This window comes from Nostoc sp. KVJ20 (assembly GCF_001712795.1).
GTDB lineage: Bacteria > Cyanobacteriota > Cyanobacteriia > Cyanobacteriales > Nostocaceae > Nostoc.
The window spans coordinates 14,445-34,501 of the sequence record NZ_KV757637.1 but is presented as its reverse complement, the minus strand read 5'-3'; the positions used below and the strand labels follow the sequence as shown (position 1 = coordinate 34,501).

General features: G+C 42.2%; 18 protein-coding genes. 8 read left to right on the top strand and 10 right to left on the bottom strand.

The window, feature by feature from the left end; genetic code table 11:
- The first annotated feature begins 6 nt into the window (after positions 1-6).
- The 3 genes from fusA (at position 7) to A4S05_RS20270 (ending at position 3,908) form a co-directional block, all read left to right on the top strand.
- Positions 7-2,076: an elongation factor G gene (fusA, locus tag A4S05_RS20280; RefSeq protein WP_069071603.1), complete on the top strand. Its 2,070-nt coding sequence runs from the start codon at positions 7-9 to the stop codon at positions 2,074-2,076.
- A 64-nt stretch (positions 2,077-2,140) separates the two neighbouring features.
- Positions 2,141-3,013, top strand: coding sequence for a GNAT family N-acetyltransferase (locus tag A4S05_RS20275; protein ID WP_069071602.1), 873 nt, complete (start codon positions 2,141-2,143; stop codon positions 3,011-3,013).
- Between the two features lie 127 nt (positions 3,014-3,140).
- Positions 3,141-3,908, top strand: a complete 768-nt coding sequence (locus tag A4S05_RS20270; protein WP_069071601.1) for a Uma2 family endonuclease — start codon at positions 3,141-3,143, stop codon at positions 3,906-3,908.
- A 13-nt stretch (positions 3,909-3,921) separates the two neighbouring features.
- On the opposite strand, the gene A4S05_RS20265 is transcribed toward A4S05_RS20270, so the two are convergent.
- The 4 genes from A4S05_RS20265 to rplU form a co-directional block, all read right to left on the bottom strand.
- On the bottom strand, positions 3,922-4,638 hold the full coding sequence (locus A4S05_RS20265) for a molybdopterin-dependent oxidoreductase (RefSeq protein WP_069071600.1): 717 nt from the start codon (positions 4,636-4,638) through the stop codon (positions 3,922-3,924).
- A 122-nt stretch (positions 4,639-4,760) separates the two neighbouring features.
- Positions 4,761-6,386 carry a pyruvate kinase gene (locus A4S05_RS20260; RefSeq protein WP_084227175.1) on the bottom strand — a complete coding sequence of 542 codons (1,626 nt, stop codon included), beginning with the start codon at positions 6,384-6,386 and terminating at the stop codon, positions 4,761-4,763.
- A 551-nt stretch (positions 6,387-6,937) separates the two neighbouring features.
- Positions 6,938-7,234, bottom strand: coding sequence for a 50S ribosomal protein L27 (rpmA, locus tag A4S05_RS20255; RefSeq protein ID WP_069071599.1), 297 nt, complete (start codon positions 7,232-7,234; stop codon positions 6,938-6,940).
- 34 nt (positions 7,235-7,268) lie between these two features.
- The gene (gene rplU, locus A4S05_RS20250; RefSeq protein WP_069071598.1) at positions 7,269-7,676 is read right to left on the bottom strand and encodes a 50S ribosomal protein L21; all 408 of its coding nucleotides are present in this window, start codon (positions 7,674-7,676) and stop codon (positions 7,269-7,271) included.
- 502 nt (positions 7,677-8,178) lie between these two features.
- On the opposite strand from rplU, the gene A4S05_RS20245 reads away from it, so the two are divergent.
- The gene (locus A4S05_RS20245; protein ID WP_069071597.1) at positions 8,179-8,412 is read left to right on the top strand and encodes a Nif11-like leader peptide family natural product precursor; all 234 of its coding nucleotides are present in this window, start codon (positions 8,179-8,181) and stop codon (positions 8,410-8,412) included.
- A gap of 179 nt (positions 8,413-8,591) precedes the next feature.
- Positions 8,592-9,686, top strand: a complete 1,095-nt coding sequence (locus A4S05_RS20240) for a nucleotidyltransferase domain-containing protein (RefSeq protein ID WP_069071596.1) — start codon at positions 8,592-8,594, stop codon at positions 9,684-9,686.
- 168 nt (positions 9,687-9,854) lie between these two features.
- Here A4S05_RS20240 and A4S05_RS20235 read toward each other — a convergent pair whose 3' ends face one another.
- Together A4S05_RS20235 and bchI are read right to left on the bottom strand one after the other, a co-directional pair.
- Positions 9,855-10,151, bottom strand: a complete 297-nt coding sequence (locus A4S05_RS20235; protein WP_069071595.1) for a hypothetical protein — start codon at positions 10,149-10,151, stop codon at positions 9,855-9,857.
- A 174-nt stretch (positions 10,152-10,325) separates the two neighbouring features.
- Positions 10,326-11,450, bottom strand: coding sequence for a magnesium chelatase ATPase subunit I (gene bchI, locus A4S05_RS20230; RefSeq protein ID WP_069071594.1), 1,125 nt, complete (start codon positions 11,448-11,450; stop codon positions 10,326-10,328).
- Positions 11,451-11,612: 162 nt separating this feature from the next.
- On the opposite strand from bchI, the gene A4S05_RS40440 reads away from it, so the two are divergent.
- Positions 11,613-11,831, top strand: a complete 219-nt coding sequence (locus A4S05_RS40440; protein ID WP_141699764.1) for a hypothetical protein — start codon at positions 11,613-11,615, stop codon at positions 11,829-11,831.
- A gap of 61 nt (positions 11,832-11,892) precedes the next feature.
- Complete coding sequence (locus A4S05_RS20225) at positions 11,893-13,089, top strand: glycoside hydrolase family 10-like protein (RefSeq protein WP_069071625.1); 1,197 nt, start codon at positions 11,893-11,895, stop codon at positions 13,087-13,089.
- Positions 13,090-13,235: 146 nt separating this feature from the next.
- On the opposite strand, the gene A4S05_RS20220 is transcribed toward A4S05_RS20225, so the two are convergent.
- Both A4S05_RS20220 and A4S05_RS20215 read right to left on the bottom strand, forming a co-directional pair.
- On the bottom strand, positions 13,236-13,919 hold the full coding sequence (locus A4S05_RS20220) for an ATP-dependent Zn protease (protein WP_069071593.1): 684 nt from the start codon (positions 13,917-13,919) through the stop codon (positions 13,236-13,238).
- A gap of 69 nt (positions 13,920-13,988) precedes the next feature.
- Positions 13,989-16,562, bottom strand: a complete 2,574-nt coding sequence (locus A4S05_RS20215; protein WP_069071592.1) for a dynamin family protein — start codon at positions 16,560-16,562, stop codon at positions 13,989-13,991.
- A gap of 141 nt (positions 16,563-16,703) precedes the next feature.
- On the opposite strand from A4S05_RS20215, the gene A4S05_RS20210 reads away from it, so the two are divergent.
- Positions 16,704-17,990, top strand: coding sequence for a hypothetical protein (locus A4S05_RS20210; RefSeq protein ID WP_069071591.1), 1,287 nt, complete (start codon positions 16,704-16,706; stop codon positions 17,988-17,990).
- A 214-nt stretch (positions 17,991-18,204) separates the two neighbouring features.
- Here A4S05_RS20210 and A4S05_RS20205 read toward each other — a convergent pair whose 3' ends face one another.
- Together A4S05_RS20205 and purU are read right to left on the bottom strand one after the other, a co-directional pair.
- The gene (locus A4S05_RS20205) at positions 18,205-19,050 is read right to left on the bottom strand and encodes a GNAT family N-acetyltransferase (RefSeq protein ID WP_069071590.1); all 846 of its coding nucleotides are present in this window, start codon (positions 19,048-19,050) and stop codon (positions 18,205-18,207) included.
- 116 nt (positions 19,051-19,166) lie between these two features.
- Entirely contained in the window at positions 19,167-20,021 is an 855-nt protein-coding gene (gene purU, locus A4S05_RS20200) for a formyltetrahydrofolate deformylase (protein ID WP_069071589.1), read from the bottom strand.
- Positions 20,022-20,057 lie beyond the last annotated feature (36 nt).

Genomic DNA, 20,057 nt, shown 5'->3' with positions numbered 1-20,057 from the left:
AATTTTATGATTCCCCGAACACGCATCCGAAATATTGGTATTTCTGCCCACATTGACTCTGGTAAAACTACGCTGTCAGAGCGAATTCTCTTCTACACGGGCAGAATCCACGCTATTGAGGAAGTGCGGGGAGGCGGTAAGGGTGCAACGATGGATTTTATGCCAGAAGAAAAGCTGCATGGTATAACCATCACTTCCGCTGCTACCACCTGCCAGTGGCACGATACTCAAATTAACCTGATTGATACACCTGGACACGTAGATTTTACGATTGAAGTAGAACGCGCTCTAAGAGTATTAGATGGGGCAGTGATGGTGCTGTGTGCTGTGGCGGGTGTGCAGTCCCAGTCCATTACGGTGGATCGGCAAATGAAGCGCTACCGTGTGCCGCGTTTGGCGTTCATCAACAAAATGGATCGGACGGGGGCAGACCCATTTCGCGTAGTACAGGGAATACGCGATCGCTTGCAACTAAATGCAGTATTGATCCAGTATCCTATCGGCAGTGAAGACCAATTCCAGGGAGTAATTGACCTGGTGGAAATGACTGCTGACTACTTTGAGGGTGAAAACGGGGAAAACTTCGTGAAAAAGGCAATTCCCGAACCTCTTAGGGATGAAGCGCAACAGGCACGCGACAAGCTGTTAGATACTTTGTCGCTGTTCTCAGAATCGATGACCGAGATGCTATTGGCGGGTGAGGAGATTCCTAAAGAATTAATTTGGGAAACCATCCGACAAGCAACTTTGAGTCTAGAATTCACGCCTGTACTGCTGGGTTCGGCATTCAAAAATAAAGGAGTGCAAAACTTATTGGATGCAGTTACGCTTTATCTACCATCTCCCGTAGATAGGGAAGTCGTCAAGGGACTAGGGACTGGGGATTGGGGACTGGGAACTAGGACAAGCAATTCCCAATCCCCAGTACCCAGTACCCAATCCCTGATCGCTCTTTCCCCTAACCCCGATGCTTCCTTGGTGGCATTGGCATTTAAACTCACCGTTGAATCCTTTGGGCAGTTGACCTATACCCGGATTTACTCTGGGACGCTCAAACCCGGTGATACCGTCTACAACTCGCGGACTGAACAGCGGGTGCAAATCGGTCGCTTGGTGAAAATGCACGCCAATAAGCGAGAAGAGGTAAAAGTTGCCGTTGCTGGGGATATTGTCGCTCTGTTGGGTGTGGATTGTGCTTCTGGTGATACATTCTGTTCTGGGGAACCACTGGTATCTCTAGAGAAGATGTTTGTGCCGGAACCAGTGATTACGCTGGCGATTACGCCCAAAAAACAGGAAGATAGCGATCGCCTTTCCAAAGCACTCAATCGCTTTCAAAGGGAAGACCCTACCTTCCGGTTGAGCATCGATCCCGAATCAGGAGCAACTCTAATTTCTGGGATGGGCGAACTCCACTTGGAAATTTACCTGGAGCGCATCCAACGAGAATATAATGCCGAGGTCTACGTCGGTACTCCCGCCGTGGCGTACCGGGAAACCATTGGACAACAAGCTACCTTTGACTACCGATTCAAGAAACAGTCAGGCGGCCCCGGTCAGTACGCCCATATTACTGGGTGGATTGAACCCACAGACGAGCCGTTTGTCTTTGAGAATCGAGTGGTTGGGGGTGCGATTCCCAAAGAATATATCCCGGCGTGCGAGAAGGGTTTCCGTGAGGCGATGCAATCAGGAAAGCTGCAAGGCTATCCGGTAACTGGGGTGAAAGTCGTTTTGGATGGTGGTTCTTATCACCCAATTGACTCTTCAGAATTGGCTTTCCGGTCAGCGTCCCATCAAGCAATTGAGGGTGCGATCGCCAAAGCAAAACCCTACATCCTGGAACCCATCATGCTTGTAGAAGTGGAAACACCCAACGAGTTTATGGGAAGGGTTCAGGGTGACTTATCCTCTCGTCGGGGTTTGTTGTTGGGTTCCGAGACAATGCAGGGATACACGGTGATTCGGGCAGAAGTACCGCTAGCGCGAATGTTTGGGTATTCTACAGAATTGCGATCGCTTACTTCTGGTATGGCTACTTTTACAATGGAGTTTGCCTGCTATCGCCAGTCCTAGCATCTTGAAGTAGCTTTTAGGGACACAGTTAGGCTGTGTCCCTTTCAATTATCAGGAGGTTTTTGTGCCTATTTTGAGAATTCTGCAACCTGGAGATGAAGTATCACTGGAAGCATTTCTCTTGCAACACACTGATACTTCTATGTTTTTGCGCTCTAATTGGCGAGCTGCGGGACTGCTTGACCAAGGTGCAAGATTTCAAGGAACTTATATAGCGGCCTACATAGATGAAACTATAGTGGCAGTTGCAGCCCATTTTTGGAATGGGATGATCGTAGTTCAAGCCCCTGTTCATCTGCCAGAAGTGGTACAAGCAGTTGTGGCACAATCTGGACGTGCCATCTCTGGAATTAGTGGCCCAGCAGCACAAGTTGAAGCGACAAAAAGCATTTTGGGACTTAGCAACCGACCAACTCAGCTTGATGAGGCTGAGATATTGTTTTCTCTAGCACTGGGAGATTTGCAAATACCTCAAGCCTTAGTATCAGCAAAGGTGCAGTGTCGTTTACCATATCCAGAAGAGTTGGAATTACTTAGCGAGTGGTGCGTTGCTTATAATGTGGAAGCTTTAGGAAAAACCGATACTCCCAGTTTAAGACCTGATTGCGATCGCATAATTGAGGCACGTCAAGCTACGGCTATGCATTGGGTTTTGGTAGCAGGAGATACCCCAGTTGCTTACTCTGCTTTCAATGCTAGCCTACCTGATATTGTGCAAATTGGTGGAGTCTGGACACCGCCAGGGCTGCGGGGTAAAGGCTACGCCAAAAGTGTGGTAGCAGGTTCATTGTTAGATGCGCGATCGCAAGGAGTAAAACGTGCCATCCTGTTTACAGGTGATAATAACCAAGCAGCCCAAGCAGTTTATCGAGGAATTGGCTTTTTGCCTACTGGCGAGAAGTATGGCTTAGTCTTATTTGAAGAAACTCAGGCTTAATAAATATCGGGTTAAACGCAGATATGTCCAAGAAATTTATGCTACCCCGTTCTGCAAGGTGTTGAGTCACTCAAAAACAATTGAATCATAATAGAATTGAGAGTTTCATCATTAGGATTGCTTTATGATGTATCAAACTGACCCGCCGCGATCGCCAAAAGATGTATTGCCGACCATGTATGATCTTCCCAGTGAAGACCCAGAGGAGCCTGGTTTGCCCGATCAGTTTCATTTATTGCAACCTCGTCTGTTAGACGAAACCTTTCGTCCACCAAATTATCCTAGCGACGAGATATTTGTTGCTAGCGATCTAAATCTTTATTATGACCCGCGCCATCCACTGTGGCATAAACGACCAGATTGGTTTGCCGTTTTAGGTGTTTCCCGTCTCTACGAACAACGAGATTTACGCTTAAGTTATGTCCTTTGGCAAGAGGGAGTTCAGCCTTTTATTGTGGTTGAATTGCTGTCTCCCGGAACTGAAAAGGAAGACTTAGGGCAGACATTGCGAGATGTCAAGCAACCACCAGGAAAATGGGAAGTATATGAACGGATTCTACGTGTTCCTTATTATGTAGTATTTGATCGCTATAAATATGAGTTAAGGATATTTAAGTTAGATGGTGGTCGTTATGCTGAGATCGCACTGTCAGAGTCACGCTTCTGGATACCAGAACTAGAATTAGGCTTGGGTGTCTGGCAGGGACGCTATCAAGATGTAGAACAGCCCTGGTTGCGGTGGTATGATTGGACAGGCTGCTGGGTATTGACTTCTACAGAACAAGAAAGACAACGGGCTGAACAAGAAAGTCAACGAGCTGAACAGGAAAGACTACGGGCCGAACGGTTGATTGCACAATTGCGATCGCTAGGCGTTGAACCCGATATAGATTAGCTTTTTGTCTACCCTATAGCCCTGCAAACCACTCATAGCCCTGATCTTCCCAATAGCCTTTAGTAGGTAACAAATTGCTGACGAATGTAATTTGAGTTACCCACTTGCTTTGCTTGTAACCTAGTTTAATTGGAGATGCTAGGCGCATAGGCGCACCATTATCAACTGATAAGGGTTGTCCATTCTTTTGATAAGCCATGAGAGTTTGAGGATGTATAACAGAGGCAATATCCCAGCTTTCATAATAGCCATCAGCAGATTTGAAATAGACATAGCGGACGTTTGACTTAGGCTGTACCAGCGCTACTAAATCTCGTAATCGCACACCTCCCCATTGAACGATCGCAGCCCAGCCTTCAACACAGACGTGGCGAATCACCATTGAAGTCAAGGGAAGTTTTTGAATATCTGCCATACTCAATTGCATTGCATTATTGACCTCACCATCAATTATTAAGCGAAATTGTGCTGGATCAATTTGCGGAGTGAAGTCAAAGGTATTAATCAGCAATTTGTCTGCTTCTATGGCATTGATAGGAAATTCAGGTATGGGTTTTTGAGTTAGCAGGAGTGCTTCAAGACTTTGGTTTAGTGGCTCAGATATTTGCCGCAAATTATCTGAGAACAAATTTGTTCCACAGCCACCAAGAAGAAAGCTTACCCCTGAAAGTCCAGATAGTTGAAGTAACCGACGACGGGATAGGGTATGTTTGGGAAGAATCAGACTCATAGATTTACAGTCCGCTAGCGATCATTAAGATAATACTGCTGTCTCACATAGCTTGAGTAGAAAAATGGAGCGAAACGACGGTATATGTGTCCGTCGATGAAAAATGAGTTCAGGTTAAAAAATTACCACGAATGAAGCGCTCGTAACTGTGGCGTTTTTTTCACTTGATGGGCTTCCATGCGTGTTAGAACATCATCCAGAATGGCGATCGCTTCGGAAATAAACGGCCCTTTATTTAACATCACACACTCAGCACGTTCAGCCATTGCGGCGTCGGTCATCTCTCCCCGCGAAGGTGTGCCATCTTTTACCAAACTCTCTAGTACTTGAGTTGCCCAAATAACAGGAACATGAGCCGCTTCGCAAAGCCAGAGAATTTCTTCCTGGATCTCTGCTAAACGCTGGTATCCAATTTCAACGGCTAAATCACCTCTGGCGATCATGACACCAAATGATTGCTTCCCCGCTGCGTAGATGATTAATTCTGGCAGATTGGAAACTGCGATCGCAGTTTCAATTTTTGCCACGATCGCCGGTCGGCTTAATCGTCCCTCAGAGCGCTTGTCCAATTCTTGTTGAAGTAACTCAATATCGGCAGGATGTTGCACAAAAGAGTAACCAATAATATCTGCGTGGGTGGCGACAAAATCTAGGTCGGATAAATCTTTTTCAGTCAGTGGGCTAAGAGGTAAAACTGTTTCTGGGAAATTCAATCCCTTTCCAGGTCTGAGTTTAACTCCTTTCGGGCTAGCATGAGTCACTTGTAGTAAAATTCTCGGTTTTCCATCGGGTACTGAGTACTGGGTGTCAACTACGCGAGTCCGAATTTTGCCATCGTCGATATATACGGGGGTGTCAACAGTTAACAAATCGAGAATTTCGGGAACCGTACACCAAGTTTGGAAATGCTCTACGGGTGATGGGATGAACTCTCCTGTCTCTGACTCATTTCCGAGTTCAGGCTCACATCGCGACAGCAGAATATGATCTCCTTTAAATACCCGTTTTTTATGAAGTGGTGCAAGTACCTGTCCTATGCGGATTTTCACACCAGCTAAGTCCATCATGACTTTACAAGACGTTCCCATTTCCTGTGTTGCTTGACGGATATGGTCGATCATCCGCTCCCAAGATTCGGTTGTATCATGGGCGCAGTTAATTCGCACACAGTTTGCCCCGCGTTGTATAATTTCTCGCACCATCTTGTAGTCAGTGGCGGACTCAGTGGGTAGTGTTACCATAATCCTGACCCGACGCTGGTCTGGAGACTGACCAAATAATTCTTCGGTGTGCTGTTGTAGTAAGCGATCGCCCTCAAAAAAGAACTCGATAGGTGGACGGTTAAGGTGCTGGGAAGACTCGGAGCCGCAAATAACTTCCAAGGTGGTAATGACAGCATCAAGATTGGGCATCACCCGTGCTTCAATCCGTCCTAATGAGGATAAGCCCCAAGGCATTAGTGCAGCTTGGAGGGAGCGAAGATCGTACCGACGTAAAGCTAGATATTCAGCTAAATTCAAGGCACTAGAAAGAAACTCAGGACGCTGAATGTGCGATCGCCACTGGTTAAAGGTCGCTTGTCCTTCGCTTTCAACGTTCTGGCGAAGTTCTTGCAGAATTGATAGCAAATCTTGTGGACTTGATAGATTAAGAAGTGTGCCCAACGGCTGAGTTCCTCGACCATGCTGATGCAGAATGGGCTGACTGCTCGGTATCTTAGCATTCGAGTTTGAAGTTGCAAACTGCATAAAAGTCTTTCTAGTTACCCTAGTGAATAAACGCAACTTAGTATGATAAGCAATGTCTTCATTGCACTGATGGTTTTATCACTAGACCCAAAAGACCACATCACCTAATAGACAGAGTTTCCGAACAAACATATCTCTGACTGGCTATCCTGAACTTTGGAACATTTAGTGCAATCATCCGAAGTAAGACTTGATATGCAATGCCTACAACGGCAAGCTACGCAATCCAATTTCTTAGTGTAATATTTTGTTTTGAAGAATATCTGCCCTTTGTGATCCTGATACTAATCTATGGATAACAGAGAAACAAAGGGAATTTTAAGCAAATCTTGGGAATATCTTGGGAATATCTTAGGAATATTTATGCAAATTTGGCCATTATGCCAGTGTTAACTAGTGGTCTATCGCATTAATTTTGATGAGTTTGTAGTAAGCACTTCAGTGCTTAAAAATCCAGGACTAAAGTCCTTACTACGAACTGATTTACCCCTCATAACTAATGAGACAGACCACTAGTGAGAAGGGTGGGGAACAATGCCCACCCTCACACTCTAGCTTGCTACTGCCTCAGCAGGAGCTGCTTCAACAGCAGTTATGGGTAAATAAACACTAACTTTTTTACGGGTTTTGCCCTTTCTCTCAAACATTACAACACCGTCGATTAGAGCAAACAGAGTGTCATCGCTACCAATACCGACGTTGTTACCAGGGTGGAATTTAGTACCACGCTGACGCACGAGAATGTTTCCTGCACGCACAACTTGACCGCCATAACGCTTTACACCCAGACGTTGGGCATTAGAATCACGACCGTTGCGTGTACTACCTGTTCCTTTCTTATGAGCCATGATTTCCTCTTTTGTATCTTCTTCTTAATTATTATTATTCAACAGCAGTTTCAACTTCTTCGGCAGGAGTCTCATCTAAAACGGGGGTTTCCTTCTCCGCTTCACCTTGGGCAGCAAACACTGCACCGTTAAGGGTGATGGAGTCAATCATAAGTCTGGTAATTTCCTGACGATGCCCCCGCTTTTTGCGGGTTTTCTTTTTCGGCTTCATTTTGTATACCAGGACTTTACGACCTCTGTAATGTCGCAGTACAGTCCCTTCTACAGTCGCACCTGTTACTAATGGCTGTCCAATGGTGACTTCACCATCGTGCTGCACGAGTAATACAGCGTCTATTGTAACTTTTTCGTCTGGTTCGATCGCAAGCAGTTCAATATCATAAAACCGTCCTGGCTCTACTCGTATTTGTTTGCCGCCAGTTTCAATAATCGCGTAGGTCATGGAATTGTCCTTGAGGTTGCCGTACAGGTAGCTGGTTTTTATCTCTGTAGAGACGCTTTTGCCAGCCTTTGTAATATGTCTACCTGATCCGAGCAGGAATTAGACAGACAATCTAACATACTATTTTATTAACAGGTATTAAGTCAAGCTTTAATAAGCTTTTTGGATTTGGCATCGGCGTCTGGTCAGCAAAGAGGACAAGGAAACTCTTGAGATGGAGGGAGAAGGGAAAACCCCATATCTAAAATTTTAAAAGTCAGAATAAATGCTTTTTAGATAAAAATTACTACTATCTTAGGGCTGAATTTTGCAAAAAGTAACATTATTTTTAACTTAAAAGTTATACTTTCTTGTCAAAATCAACACATTTTTCTTCTTTATTTTAAAATTGTAATTAGATGCTAAATCTATAAAATCTTTACATCTTTACAAAAGTTAGTGAATCCCCAGGAATTAAATTACCACATTCAAACCTGATATTTCAAACAGGAGATGGATTGTCATGACACAGCAAAATGCTGCCCGACTTTTTCAAGCCGTAAAAGCAGATCAAGCATTACAACAAAAACTCAAAGCAACAGCTAATCCAGAAGCATTTATCAAGATTGCTCAAGAGCGTGGCTATGATTTCACCGTTGAAGAACTGGATAGCGAAATCAACAAATTATCTGAAGAAGATTTAGCCGCCATTGTCAATCCAGGATGGGGGACTAGACGCCACCTTAATCCTAGATAATTCCTGTTCTGGGAATATCGAAAGTATAGGAACAACTGAATTGACAAATTATGCTCCTCAAGGGGATACCGTTGCATCATCACCTTTAGGAGCATTTCTGTTAAACTAAGTAACTCTAATTGCTATCTTCCCACCTGCTTAACTCATGAGTTAGGATGACTATATTTTAATCAGGTGATATGAAAAGAATAGAAGTTGAGCAAAGAACTATTTTAATTGGTTTGGCAGGTAGTCACGGCTATGGTTTAAATCGTCCTGATTCAGACTTGGATTATCGGGGAGTATTTATCGCGCCCAAAAGGTACTACTTGGGATTTGATCGCATAGAACAAAAAGATACTGGTTGGGATGAACCAGGAATATTTCCATTCGTTGATGGTAACAAAGACACAGTTATATATGAATTAAGAAAAATCCTCCAGTTATTAGCGGGTGCAAATCCCAATGTTTTAGAATTGCTCTGGTTAAATAACTATCCTTTTTTAAACACAGTAGGACAGAATTTAATTAATCATAAACAGTTATTTTTGAGTAAAAAGGTAAAACATACTTACACTGGTTATGCCTTTGCCCAAATTAAAAAGATGGAAACTCATCGTAAGTGGCTATTAAAACCACCGCAAAAAAAACCGATACCATCTGACTTCGCTATAGAAGACGAAGCACCTCTGGGCAAAGATGAGCTAAATGCTTTTCTGGAGTATCTTTATAACTTAATCAGAGGACGGATTGAGTTTTTGGAAGAAGCGGAACAATTATATCAATTGCTGACGGCAGATATTGATTTTAAAGGAGTCTTAAAACAATATACTTTACCCGATGAGACTTTGGAATATACCCAAAAGTTAACCAATAGCCGTAAAGATTTTATTCGTCTGCTTCAGAAAAGCCAAAGCTATCAAATAGCTTTAAGAGAATGGAAGGCTTACTTATCTTGGCAGGAGAATAGGAATCCGGCTAGGGCAGAAATGGAAAGAAAATCGGGTTTTGACCTCAAACATGGGATGCACTGCATTAGATTGTTACGCAGTGGAGTAGAAATATTACGGCACGGTGAAGTGATTGTAGATAGAAGAATAGCTGGTGATGTTGAGGATTTAAAAGCTATTTTAAAGGGTGAGTATTCTTATGAGCAGGTAATGAAAATGGCAGAAGATTTGGTTGCCGAAATGGAAATTGTTTGCGAACAATCTGCCCTACCTCATAAACCTGATTTAGAGCAAATTAATGAGTTGTGTATGGAATTGGTGGAAATGCAAAAATGGAGTCATTAGTCATTGGTCATTGGTCTATTGGTGTTTATAACTCAACACAGTTCAGATAAGCCCAGAACCCTCATGTAGAGACGCGATTTATCGCGTCTTCAAAGACCAATTACCTACACCAATAAACCTTAACCCAAGCGTATTGGCTTATAACTAACAAATGACAAATGACTAATTTTAAAGAGTATACATTAAGTCAGCAAAGCCATATAGGCTGATGATGAGCAATAGAGATGCTGTTAGTTGGGTAATTCGTGTCTGGGGTGAGGGGGCGATCGCTTCCCGCACTAAGATAGAAATAGATGACCCCACTAATAAGCTCAAGCATAAAATTAAATAGGGCCTGTCGGGTAAAATACTGCCTATTGCCAGCATAGCGATCGCTAATAAGAGCATCAATAACTCTACAAACCTAGGCGGATCGTATTGGCTAGATAGAATAAAGCTGTTGAACCAAAAAGACCAAAATCTCATATTCAGTGCTGAGTGCTAAGTGCTGAGTGCTGAGTTAAGAGTTAGGAGTTGTGATTTATAGTCAGTGCTGATTGAGGAATTAAAGTTGTGAGATATGAAGCAGCTTTCCATTCAAAACTCTTAACTATTAATTCTTCACCGGAGGCGGAGCGTTTCCGGCTCCGCTCCTAACTTTTAACCTCTAGCCCCTAACTTTTGACCTGTGCCGTTTTTTTGTGCAGTATCACTTTCTGGTAGTTCGACACCAAAGACACGGCTAAAAACTTTGGCGACTTTGTAGCCAGAATCAATCGATTCTAAGGGGTCTTTCCGCAGTCTGTGACGCAAACATAACGTAATTACGCGATGGATATCATCAACTGTAACTTCAGTGCGTCCTTCATAAGCTGTTAAGGCTTTGGCGGCGCGGTTACTAACAATGTCACCCCGCAAACCATCTACATCCAGTTCTGAGCAGACTTCAGAAATTTTCACCCGCAGATCATAGTCCATGTTCACTTTTGGCAAAAGCTGTTGAGCATTGACAATTTGCTCTTGCAATGCTTCTTGCTGGGGTTTGTAATTTTCGAGAAATGCTGGAGGATTTTGATCAAAATCCGCCCGTTGTTCTACGATTTGCACCCGCAAGGCTGGTTCCTTTACTGTGTGAATTTCTGCGTGCATCCCAAAGCGATCGAGCAGTTGGGGGCGTAGTTCGCCTTCTTCTGGATTTCCAGAACCCACAAGAACGAAACGTGCTGGGTGACGAATAGAAATACCTTCCCGTTCTACAGTGTTCCATCCACTGGCAGCGGAGTCGAGTAACACGTCTACAAGATGGTCGTCTAGTAAGTTGACTTCATCCACATAGAGAATACCTCGGTTAGCCTTTGCCAGCAGTCCCGGTTCAAAAGCTTTGACACCTTCAGATAAAGCTTTCTCGATATCGATTGTGCCACAAACTCGGTCTTCTGTGGCTCCTAGTGGCAGGTCTACCATTTGGACTTTTTTGTGAGCTACAGGAATTTCCGCCCCTTGTTCTAACAGTTGGCGGACTTCATCGCTCATCAAGTCGGGGTCACTAGGATCACTACTGAAGGGATCATTGGCAACCACAGAAATTTCTGGCAGCAGATCCGCCAGCGCCCGGATAGTTGTGGATTTCCCGGTGCCGCGATCGCCCATGATCATTACACCACCAATTTTGGGGTCAATCACGTTCAATAGCAACGCCAGTTTCATTTCTTCCTGGCCCACGATTGCCGTAAAAGGAAATACTACGCGACGCGCACTTGCCGTGGATTGAGCAGTTGGACTCACTAAATTACCTTAACAATATTTTTCTTATTACAGTTATTTATTGTGACACAGGTAGGGCGTGGAGGAATGTGAAGATCAGGGGGATGAGGAAGAAGTAGGGGAGCAGGGGAGCAGGGGAGCAGGGGAGCAGGGGAGCAGGGGAGCAGGGGGCAAGGGGTAAGGATGAGAAGAATTAATAACCAATGCCCAATTCCCAATGCCCAATGCCCAATTCACCATACGAATATCTATTGGGCACTAATGACTACTAACTACGTCAAGCACTTCATAGTTAGGTCTGCTTTAGTTTTTCTGGTGCAAAAGTTCCATAAGCAGGGAACGAACAACTACCAACTCATCAATCCTGTAGTAAGCATAAATACTTGTAAACTATATGGTTAGTAGATTCAATCATAAAAACGAGCAATGGCGTGTGTGGGTAGCTAATGCATCATTCAAATCTATGAAATCACCTTTTATTGTTCAAATTTGGCGGCGAGCGCTCAAGTCTCTTTTTCCGATTCTCATTTTAATATCCTTTGTTACGGTATTACTGGTAGACAGTTTCACTCCTGCCATCGCACAGATACCCCGTCAGGAAATTCGCGGGGTTTGGATGACTACTAATGATTTTGACACTCTCAAGAATCGCGCCAAAGTGCAGGATGCGGTAACTCAACTACGGCGGATGAACTTCAATACAGTTTATCCTGTGGTATGGAATTCTGGGTATGTGATGTATCCCAGTGCGATCGCGCAACGTGCAGGTATTCAACCTTTTGTCTACAAAGGTTCAGATGGACATGATATTCTTGCAGACCTCATTACTCAAGCACATCGCCAAGGATTGCTAGTAATTCCCTGGTTTGAGTTTGGTTTTATGGCTCCCCCAACCTCAGAACTTGCACTGAATTATCCAGATTGGTTCACACAAAAGCGGGATGGTAGCCAAACTTCAATCAGTGCAGCGGGTGAGGTGATGTGGCTTAATCCCTTCCATCCTCAAGTGCAACAGTTCATCACCAATCTTGTGCTGGAAACTGTTACCCAATATGATGCCGATGGCATTCAGTTTGACGATCACATGAGTTTGCCCCACGAGTTTGGTTACGACCAATATACAGTTGCTTTATACACCAAAGAAACTAAGAATCCTCCCCCAAATAATCCCCAAGATCAGGCATGGATAAAGTGGCGGGCAGATAAAATTACGGCGTTCATGGTACAACTTAACCAAGCGGTAAAGCAGAGAAAACCCCAGGCGATTTTCTCCGTTTCTCCCAATTACTATGATTTTGCTTACAAGTTTCACCTGCAAGATTGGCTAAGTTGGATGCGACAAAATATTGTGGACGAGTTAATTGTGCAAATTTATCGTCCCGATCTGCAAAGTTTTGTGGCAAATATTTCCCGCCCAGAAATTCAGGAAGCGCAACAAACAATTCCAACTGGAATTGGCATTATGACCGGGTTACGAAATAACCCAGTTCCCATGCAGCAAATTAAATCTCAAGTGCGTGCTGCTCAAGAACGCGGTTTAGGCGTAACCTTCTTTTATTATGAAAGCCTTTGGAATGATGCGTTAGAACCCTTAAACGAGCGACAAGCTGCATTTGGAACTCTCTTTCCATCTCCCGCACTCCGCGCCAGAGTTGATTGAAGAAGCAAGTTCGTAGTAAGGACTTTACTCCTGATTTTCTAAGCACTAAAGTGCTTACTACAAACTCTCAAAACTAGCTGAGACATTGTAGTAGTGCGATCGCCTGTAATTCTAAAAGGTATAATCCATCATTCGCTAGCCTGTACTCACTCTCCACTCCCTACTCCTAACTCAGCATGACAATCTTCTACCGAATTGCGTTGTCGCATGGCATTAACTAAAGCCTCGTAGCTAGACCAATTTTCTTGCAGTAGAGTTTTAGCCTGGAGGGCATGAAACCGTAGTTTCTGCTGATAAGCTGATTCAGAAAAGCCTAAAATTGTCAAGACTCCTATCAGTTTGTTTTTATCATCAGATCCACCCTCAGCATTATTAAAAACTAGGGTTTCAGCAGCAATACCCGCCATCCAAACGGTGCAGTAACGGTCTAACATTTGGGCGCTGATTTTACCCGCTTCTAGTTGAGATGCTAATTCGCCATCATCAAAGCTAACGCCGCCTTGTCCAGGTTGCCCCTGTTTCCAGGCTTCCCAAGCGCTGAGTGTGTAGCCGGTAACGGGAATACCCAACAGGTAAGCAATTAAGAAATGCCCAGCTTCGTGGTGGACGATGCGATCGCGGTGTTCACTTGAAAAACCAGCTATCCAATCCAAAAAGATAGTACCACCCTTGCCTTGCAAGCTGAAACTATCTAATGTCGCTATGCCTAAAATGGTGAAGGTAGCAAGTGCCGGTACTGCCGGTGATAAGTTTAAGAACGGCCCCAGCAGTACCGATAGGGTCATGAGAAAGATAGATATTGCAACTAAATTTAGGCTAGTTTGGCTCATTGAGAGTTTTCTGAGTGCAGCTTAATCTTTCTTTATTATGAGGCGAGATTAGTTACAAAAGGAATGTGATTAAACAATCGTGCATTTACTGAGAATGATTTCCAGCCCATCCTGTACTTGCTCAAGTTCTTGGCGCTTTTGGTAAATCCATATCTTTTCAGCCTCACGTTGTTCCAAAGTTTCGTTGTGAGCCTTTTCCTGCTGTTCGAGGAGATTTTCGTAAAGTGCGATCGCTTCTGCAATGACTCGACTAGCTGATTCCACTCGGCTATTAAAAACTGAGCCAACAATTTCATCTAACTTTTCTGATAATTTATCTCTTGATTCTTTATCATCAAAATTTTTAAATCCTAGTTCACAAACTTTGCCTTTTATTTGGTCTTTTAGTCCATCAAAATCTAGCATTCCAAAACCAAACGAACCAGCAATTGTAGCAGCTAAACTTGCAACAATCACGGCAATAAAACCAAGACCTGTAAATATCATTAATCCAGCAGCTAAAACGCCACCTATTCCAATACCACTACCAATTCCTCCCATTCCCATAAAATCATCATTTATACTGTCAATAGAAATTTTAAGCTGCTTGCTAAAATTAGTTTGTATGTTTTGGTCTAGTCTATTAAATTCACCTTGAATTGCGTCTAGCTCATAAGCAATACTAGTGTCTAAATACTTAATATTTTCTTGTAAGATAATCTCTTTAAGTTTCGTATTTCCCCATTCATCTATTTCTGCTGACAAATCTCTGATAAATTGATTGGTATAATCTCTAATCAGTTTGTCTTGGCTTAAAGCCGGGTTGTGTTCAGAATTCCAATATTGGCTCTTTTGAGCTATGCGATCGCCTAATCCTTCACGCCATTCATCCCAAGATTCAGTAATTTGCTCAAACACTAATTCTATAAGTTGATCTGCCAATAGATGGATTCTGACATCGCGCCCACTGGCTTCTCCTATTTTTTCTAAAATTTCCTGCTTTTCTGCTTCAGAAATTTGGATTTTTCCATCTAAAGTAGCATTCGATTTATATAGCCCATCTAAACCTTTTTTGATAACTCTATTTATTTGACTAATAGAGTGCTTAATTTTTACTGTGCCACTATCAAAGGTCAAAAACTTCTCAAGAGACTGGGTAAAATTTTGGAAGGCTTTCAAATAGTCATCTTCAGTTCCCTGCAAAATTGCATCCAGTGCAGCTTGAGCAGAAATAAAATGAACGCGGTTTTCACCTGCAACTATAGGCTTTTGACCTTGTACAATTCTTTCGATCCTTTGTTGCACTTGCTCACGTCCCTTTTCGCTACGCACTAAATCTATAAAATTTCCTACTATAAAAAGATTGTTAGCAGGTTCATTTTTATTACCATGATTTAGTTGAGTTCTCACATCCTGGAGTAAGTCGCATTCTACCTGAGTTAGAGGACGTAAGGCATTAGTTAGGAATATCACTGCATCTGTATCTTTCAGTAATTTTTGAGTAATGGCGGTGCGTTCAGGGTGTTCGTTTAATCCTGGAGAATCTACAATTTCTACCCCACTACTACATAACTCTAAATCAGGATGCTCAAAAACAATTTCATCAATTTCATTATGTGCTAGTTCATCACTCAGACATCCAAGTGCTGCATCTTCTGAAATTGTTGCCTTTAGTTGATATTGCTCAAAAGGAATTTCTTCTTCCCGTCCATCTTTATAACGACAGACTACCCGCTTTTGGGTTCCATATTTTAAAACTGTTACCATACCACTACAAGGAATCTCTCTCACAGGTTGAATTTCTTCACCTAGTAAGGCATTAAGTAAGGTTGATTTCCCTTGGCTAAACTCGCCTAAAACTGCTAACCTAAACTGCTGAGATTTTACTTTTTGAGATATTTCCTCTACTTCCTCTATCAAAGTGTGAGGCAAGAAGCCACGATTGGTACAGTCTTGAATTATCTGAAAAAGCTGATAACAAGAATTGTCTAATTGTTTGCGATATTCTTGGAACTTTTTCAATTCTCCGTAAGATAGATTTCTGTGTGGTTTAGTTGTTTTGTGTTCTGATTTAGTAGGTAGAGCCGCTAGCATATCACTTGCAGCCTTGACAAATATGGTATCTAGTTGTTGAAATCGAGCAGGGTTGAGTAAAAAATGTACTTCATCTAAAGCAATAGGCTCCACATTTGCTTGATGTGTAAAACCAGCCTCTAAAACTACTAAATGTTGTGGTTTAATGCCTAAGTGCTTGGCAACTATCTCCATATACTTTTTCTCGCGGGTGTCAATTTCGCTATCTGCTGCTGACATTTCATAGCCAAAGCTAATTAACAACAGCTTTTCTGATTCTGAAAGTGGAGCCGCTAATGCTAGTAAATTATTAACTTGCTTATAAACTTGATTTTCTTTGACTCCCTTAATCATTAAATGTGTCAACTTACGCACATCACTTTCTGGAATACTAAATCGATAAAGGGTTGTAAGTAAACGTTGCTTTTCTGACTCTGCTACTGTGCCATCTACAAATATCACTCCCAAAAGCACCGTGACTAAATTTGCCAGAAATATTACGGGTGGTGTGAGATTCTTTTGAGTCAGTTTTTGTCCAGTAATCTGCGACAATAGCTCAACAGTCTGAGAGTTAAGTAGTGAAGTATCCATAAACTATGTAAGGCGATAAGTTTTCAGACTTAGTATTCCCAGATTTAGACAAAATTAATTAATATACCGAATAAATACGGTTATCTTTACTTTTTTATACCAGTTAGGCTCAAGAAAATTAGCTTTTAGCAACCTAAAAATATGCTGTTCCAATTTGCGCCTGCAATTCAAACTGGTATTGATGCTGGGAAATATCTACAAGTCTTGAGCAATGGAGTACCTTTAAGCATGGCTAGAGATACAGTTACCGGACAGTTTGTAGGTCATGCTATTGGTGCTACTGTCAACAACAGCCCTTTATCTCCACTGATAGCAGCTTCAAATTTCCTTATCAGTGGGGCGCAGATGTATCAAACTCAGCAAGGCTTTACAGCTGTATTAAATGGCTTGCAAACTATACAAACTAGCTTGGGTGTGCTGCAAGCAACTACAGCCTTGATTGGTGTGGGAACCATAGCAGGTGTAGCGTTGACAGCAGTGAACCTACACCAAACACTGAAATTAAGAAAAGAAGTAGAACAAATGAGGCTGGAAGTTAAAAACGGCTTTATTGACTTGAAACAAGCCTTAAAAGACCAAGGAGTAGAAATTAGACAAATAATCGAGCAAGTAGCCCAAGATATCAAATTTGAACAACATCGCACAGCTTTAGTGAGAGCGTATGGAGTGTTTATTCAGGCGATGAACCGCTTCCGTTCAGCGATGCAATTGCAAGATTTCAGCCGAAGAAACGCTGAGATTGATGGCGTTAGGGGAATGTTGTTTACGGCTTTAGCAGATTACAGCAATCCCCATTTACTGGAAGAAACCTGTGCAGCTGGTCAATTACGCAGACTTGAATGCGCTTGGGCAATTGAACAGGCGATTGTTGCAACTTATCAAGTGCAAAATGAAGTTTCAGCAGTCAGCGATCGCCTTATCCTACTCCAAGATAAAATCTGTGAAGATGCTCTCACTGTGATTAATCGCTGCGAATCACATGATGAGCTTGATTTTCTCTTTCCCGAAATTGTCCGCATTAAAAATCATGATTTAGCGGTATTGGATTCGTGGCAAAATCATGTGGATTGGATGCGCTCGCTTCCTTCATCAGATTTAAAACTTTTAAGTAGCGCTGATTTTAATAGTACAGATACTCACTACTCCACAATCAATTTAGTAGAACCGCCAGAACAATTAGTATATGAAAATTTAACCGAAAAATCCCATTTCTATTCACTTCGTGACCAGTTGTTATTTTTATTCGAGCCTGAACTACGTCGAGAGTACGAATTTTATATTAGTGAACAAGCTGGAATTACTGGTTATAAAACTTTAGTTACATCTAATTTGCAACAGGCATCAGACTTAACTGTTGGTAATCTTTATTACTACTTTAAAATCAGAGATAAATCGAAAGATGAGACAGAGTTAGTTTCAGCTAAGTAAAACAGCAACGGCAATTCTTGAAATAACTATTTTAAAGTCTGCCTACGCGGACTTTGTTTGTATATACAGCAGATTTAAACTTCTCTACGAGAGGGTACGCCAACGTAAGGTACAAAATACTACTGTTCTATTATCATAGACTCATAGAAAAACTCACGCGCTTACAGTAAAATTGTATACTAAGTGTCTAAACACATTCATTGTTTGTCAGTTTCTAACCTAGTTCCAAACTTGTCACAGCAAAAACGCGATTAATAGGTAAATTAGGAATTTCTTTAGTGTACATCCGAGCCGTTTCAAAGACTGTCTGCAATTGGCAACGTTGAACTAGGTTAATAGCTTGTACATTTGCATCTGGCACATCAAAAAATACTGGAGCATGAGGATTTTCTGCAAGCAAGGCTTGAAATAATGCTTCAGCAATCTGTTCGTCATTAGCAAACAGTGGCCCAATCCGAAAACCTGTATGAGCAGACCGGATAACTCCGTAACCAACAAGATATCCATTTTTTAGAAACCCGAAAGCAGTACTTTCTGGCTGTTCAATCCAATGCCGCAGAAATTGTGGACGCTTAGAAGGAAAAATTTGGCAATCATAAGCCACCAAATCTTCAAAAGGCACAGTTTTCAGTTCGATGATACCAGCAGGCATAACACCGCCACCCACCCCTTGATAACGAATATTCTTATAAGCGATTTGGAAACCAGACTTTTTGTAGTTATCTTGTTGAGCTACTACACCATCTAAGCCGATGTTACGGTCAGCACCTAGATAGTCCATTGCAGTCTTCCAAATTTTCATACCCAACCCCTGCCCACGAAACTGGGGTTTCACAATGTAAAAACCGAGAAAGCCGAAGTTTTGATCGTAAGCAACAGCAGAAATACACCCCACTGGCTCACCATTCAACTCGCCCAAGAAAAAACCATTGTTGTCAGTTTGATAAAAAGATTCAGCATCATACTTTCCTGGATTCCAACCTTCGCTTGCTGCCCAAGTAATCGCCAAATCAATTTCCGACCTGTTCATTTTGCGGACGATGAAGTTGTCACGGATCATAATATCTTCATACTGTCAGGCTATTAACTATTTAACTTCGCTTTCGCAAACCCAGCGATAACTCTTAATATTTTTATACTCATCTCTCGTAAAATTACATTCATTCGCATATAAAATCACTCAAATACTACTGTTCTATTCCCATATACTAATACACGGTTTTGTAAGTGCGATCGCACCGCTCTTGCTAATACAACTCTCTCCAAATCTTTGCCTTTTCTCACCAAATCATCAACCTCATCACGGTGACTGACTCGCACCACATCTTGTTCAATAATTGGGCCTGCATCTAAATCAGCAGTGGCATAATGAGCCGTTGCGCCAATAATTTTTACCCCCCGTTCAAAAGCTCGGTGATAAGGATTTGCTCCGATAAATGCTGGTAAAAATGAATGATGTATATTAATAATTTGTGGAAATTGACTAATAAAATCTGCACTAACAATCTGCATATATTTCGCCAATACAACTAAATCTATTTTGTACTGGCGTAGTAATTCTAGTTGTTGGGCTTCTTGTTCTGATTTATTGTCTTTAGTAATAGGAATGTGTTTAAAGTCAATATTAAATTGCTCTGCAACTATCTTGAGATTACTATGGTTACTAATAATTAAAGGAATTTCACCAATAAATTCTTTGGCACGTTGTCGCCAAATTAAGTCAAATAGACAATGGTCTTGCCGACTTACCCAGATAGCTATGCGTGGTACTGTATCAGAAAAACGTATTTCCCACTTAGCACCTAAAGGTTGGGCGATCGCATTAAAAGCAGGGGCAATAAATTCTTGCGGTAAATTGAACCCATCTAACTGCCATTCAATGCGCGTGAGGAATAACCCAGCGGCAAAGTCTGTATGCTGATCTGCATGGATAATATTACCACCGTTAGAGTAGATGAAATTGGCAAATTTCGCCACCAATCCCCGTTGATCGGGGCAGGAAATTAGCAGTGTTGCTGTCGGATTTGTCATAGTAACTTAGAAAAACTAGTGAGATTTGAAGTCAAC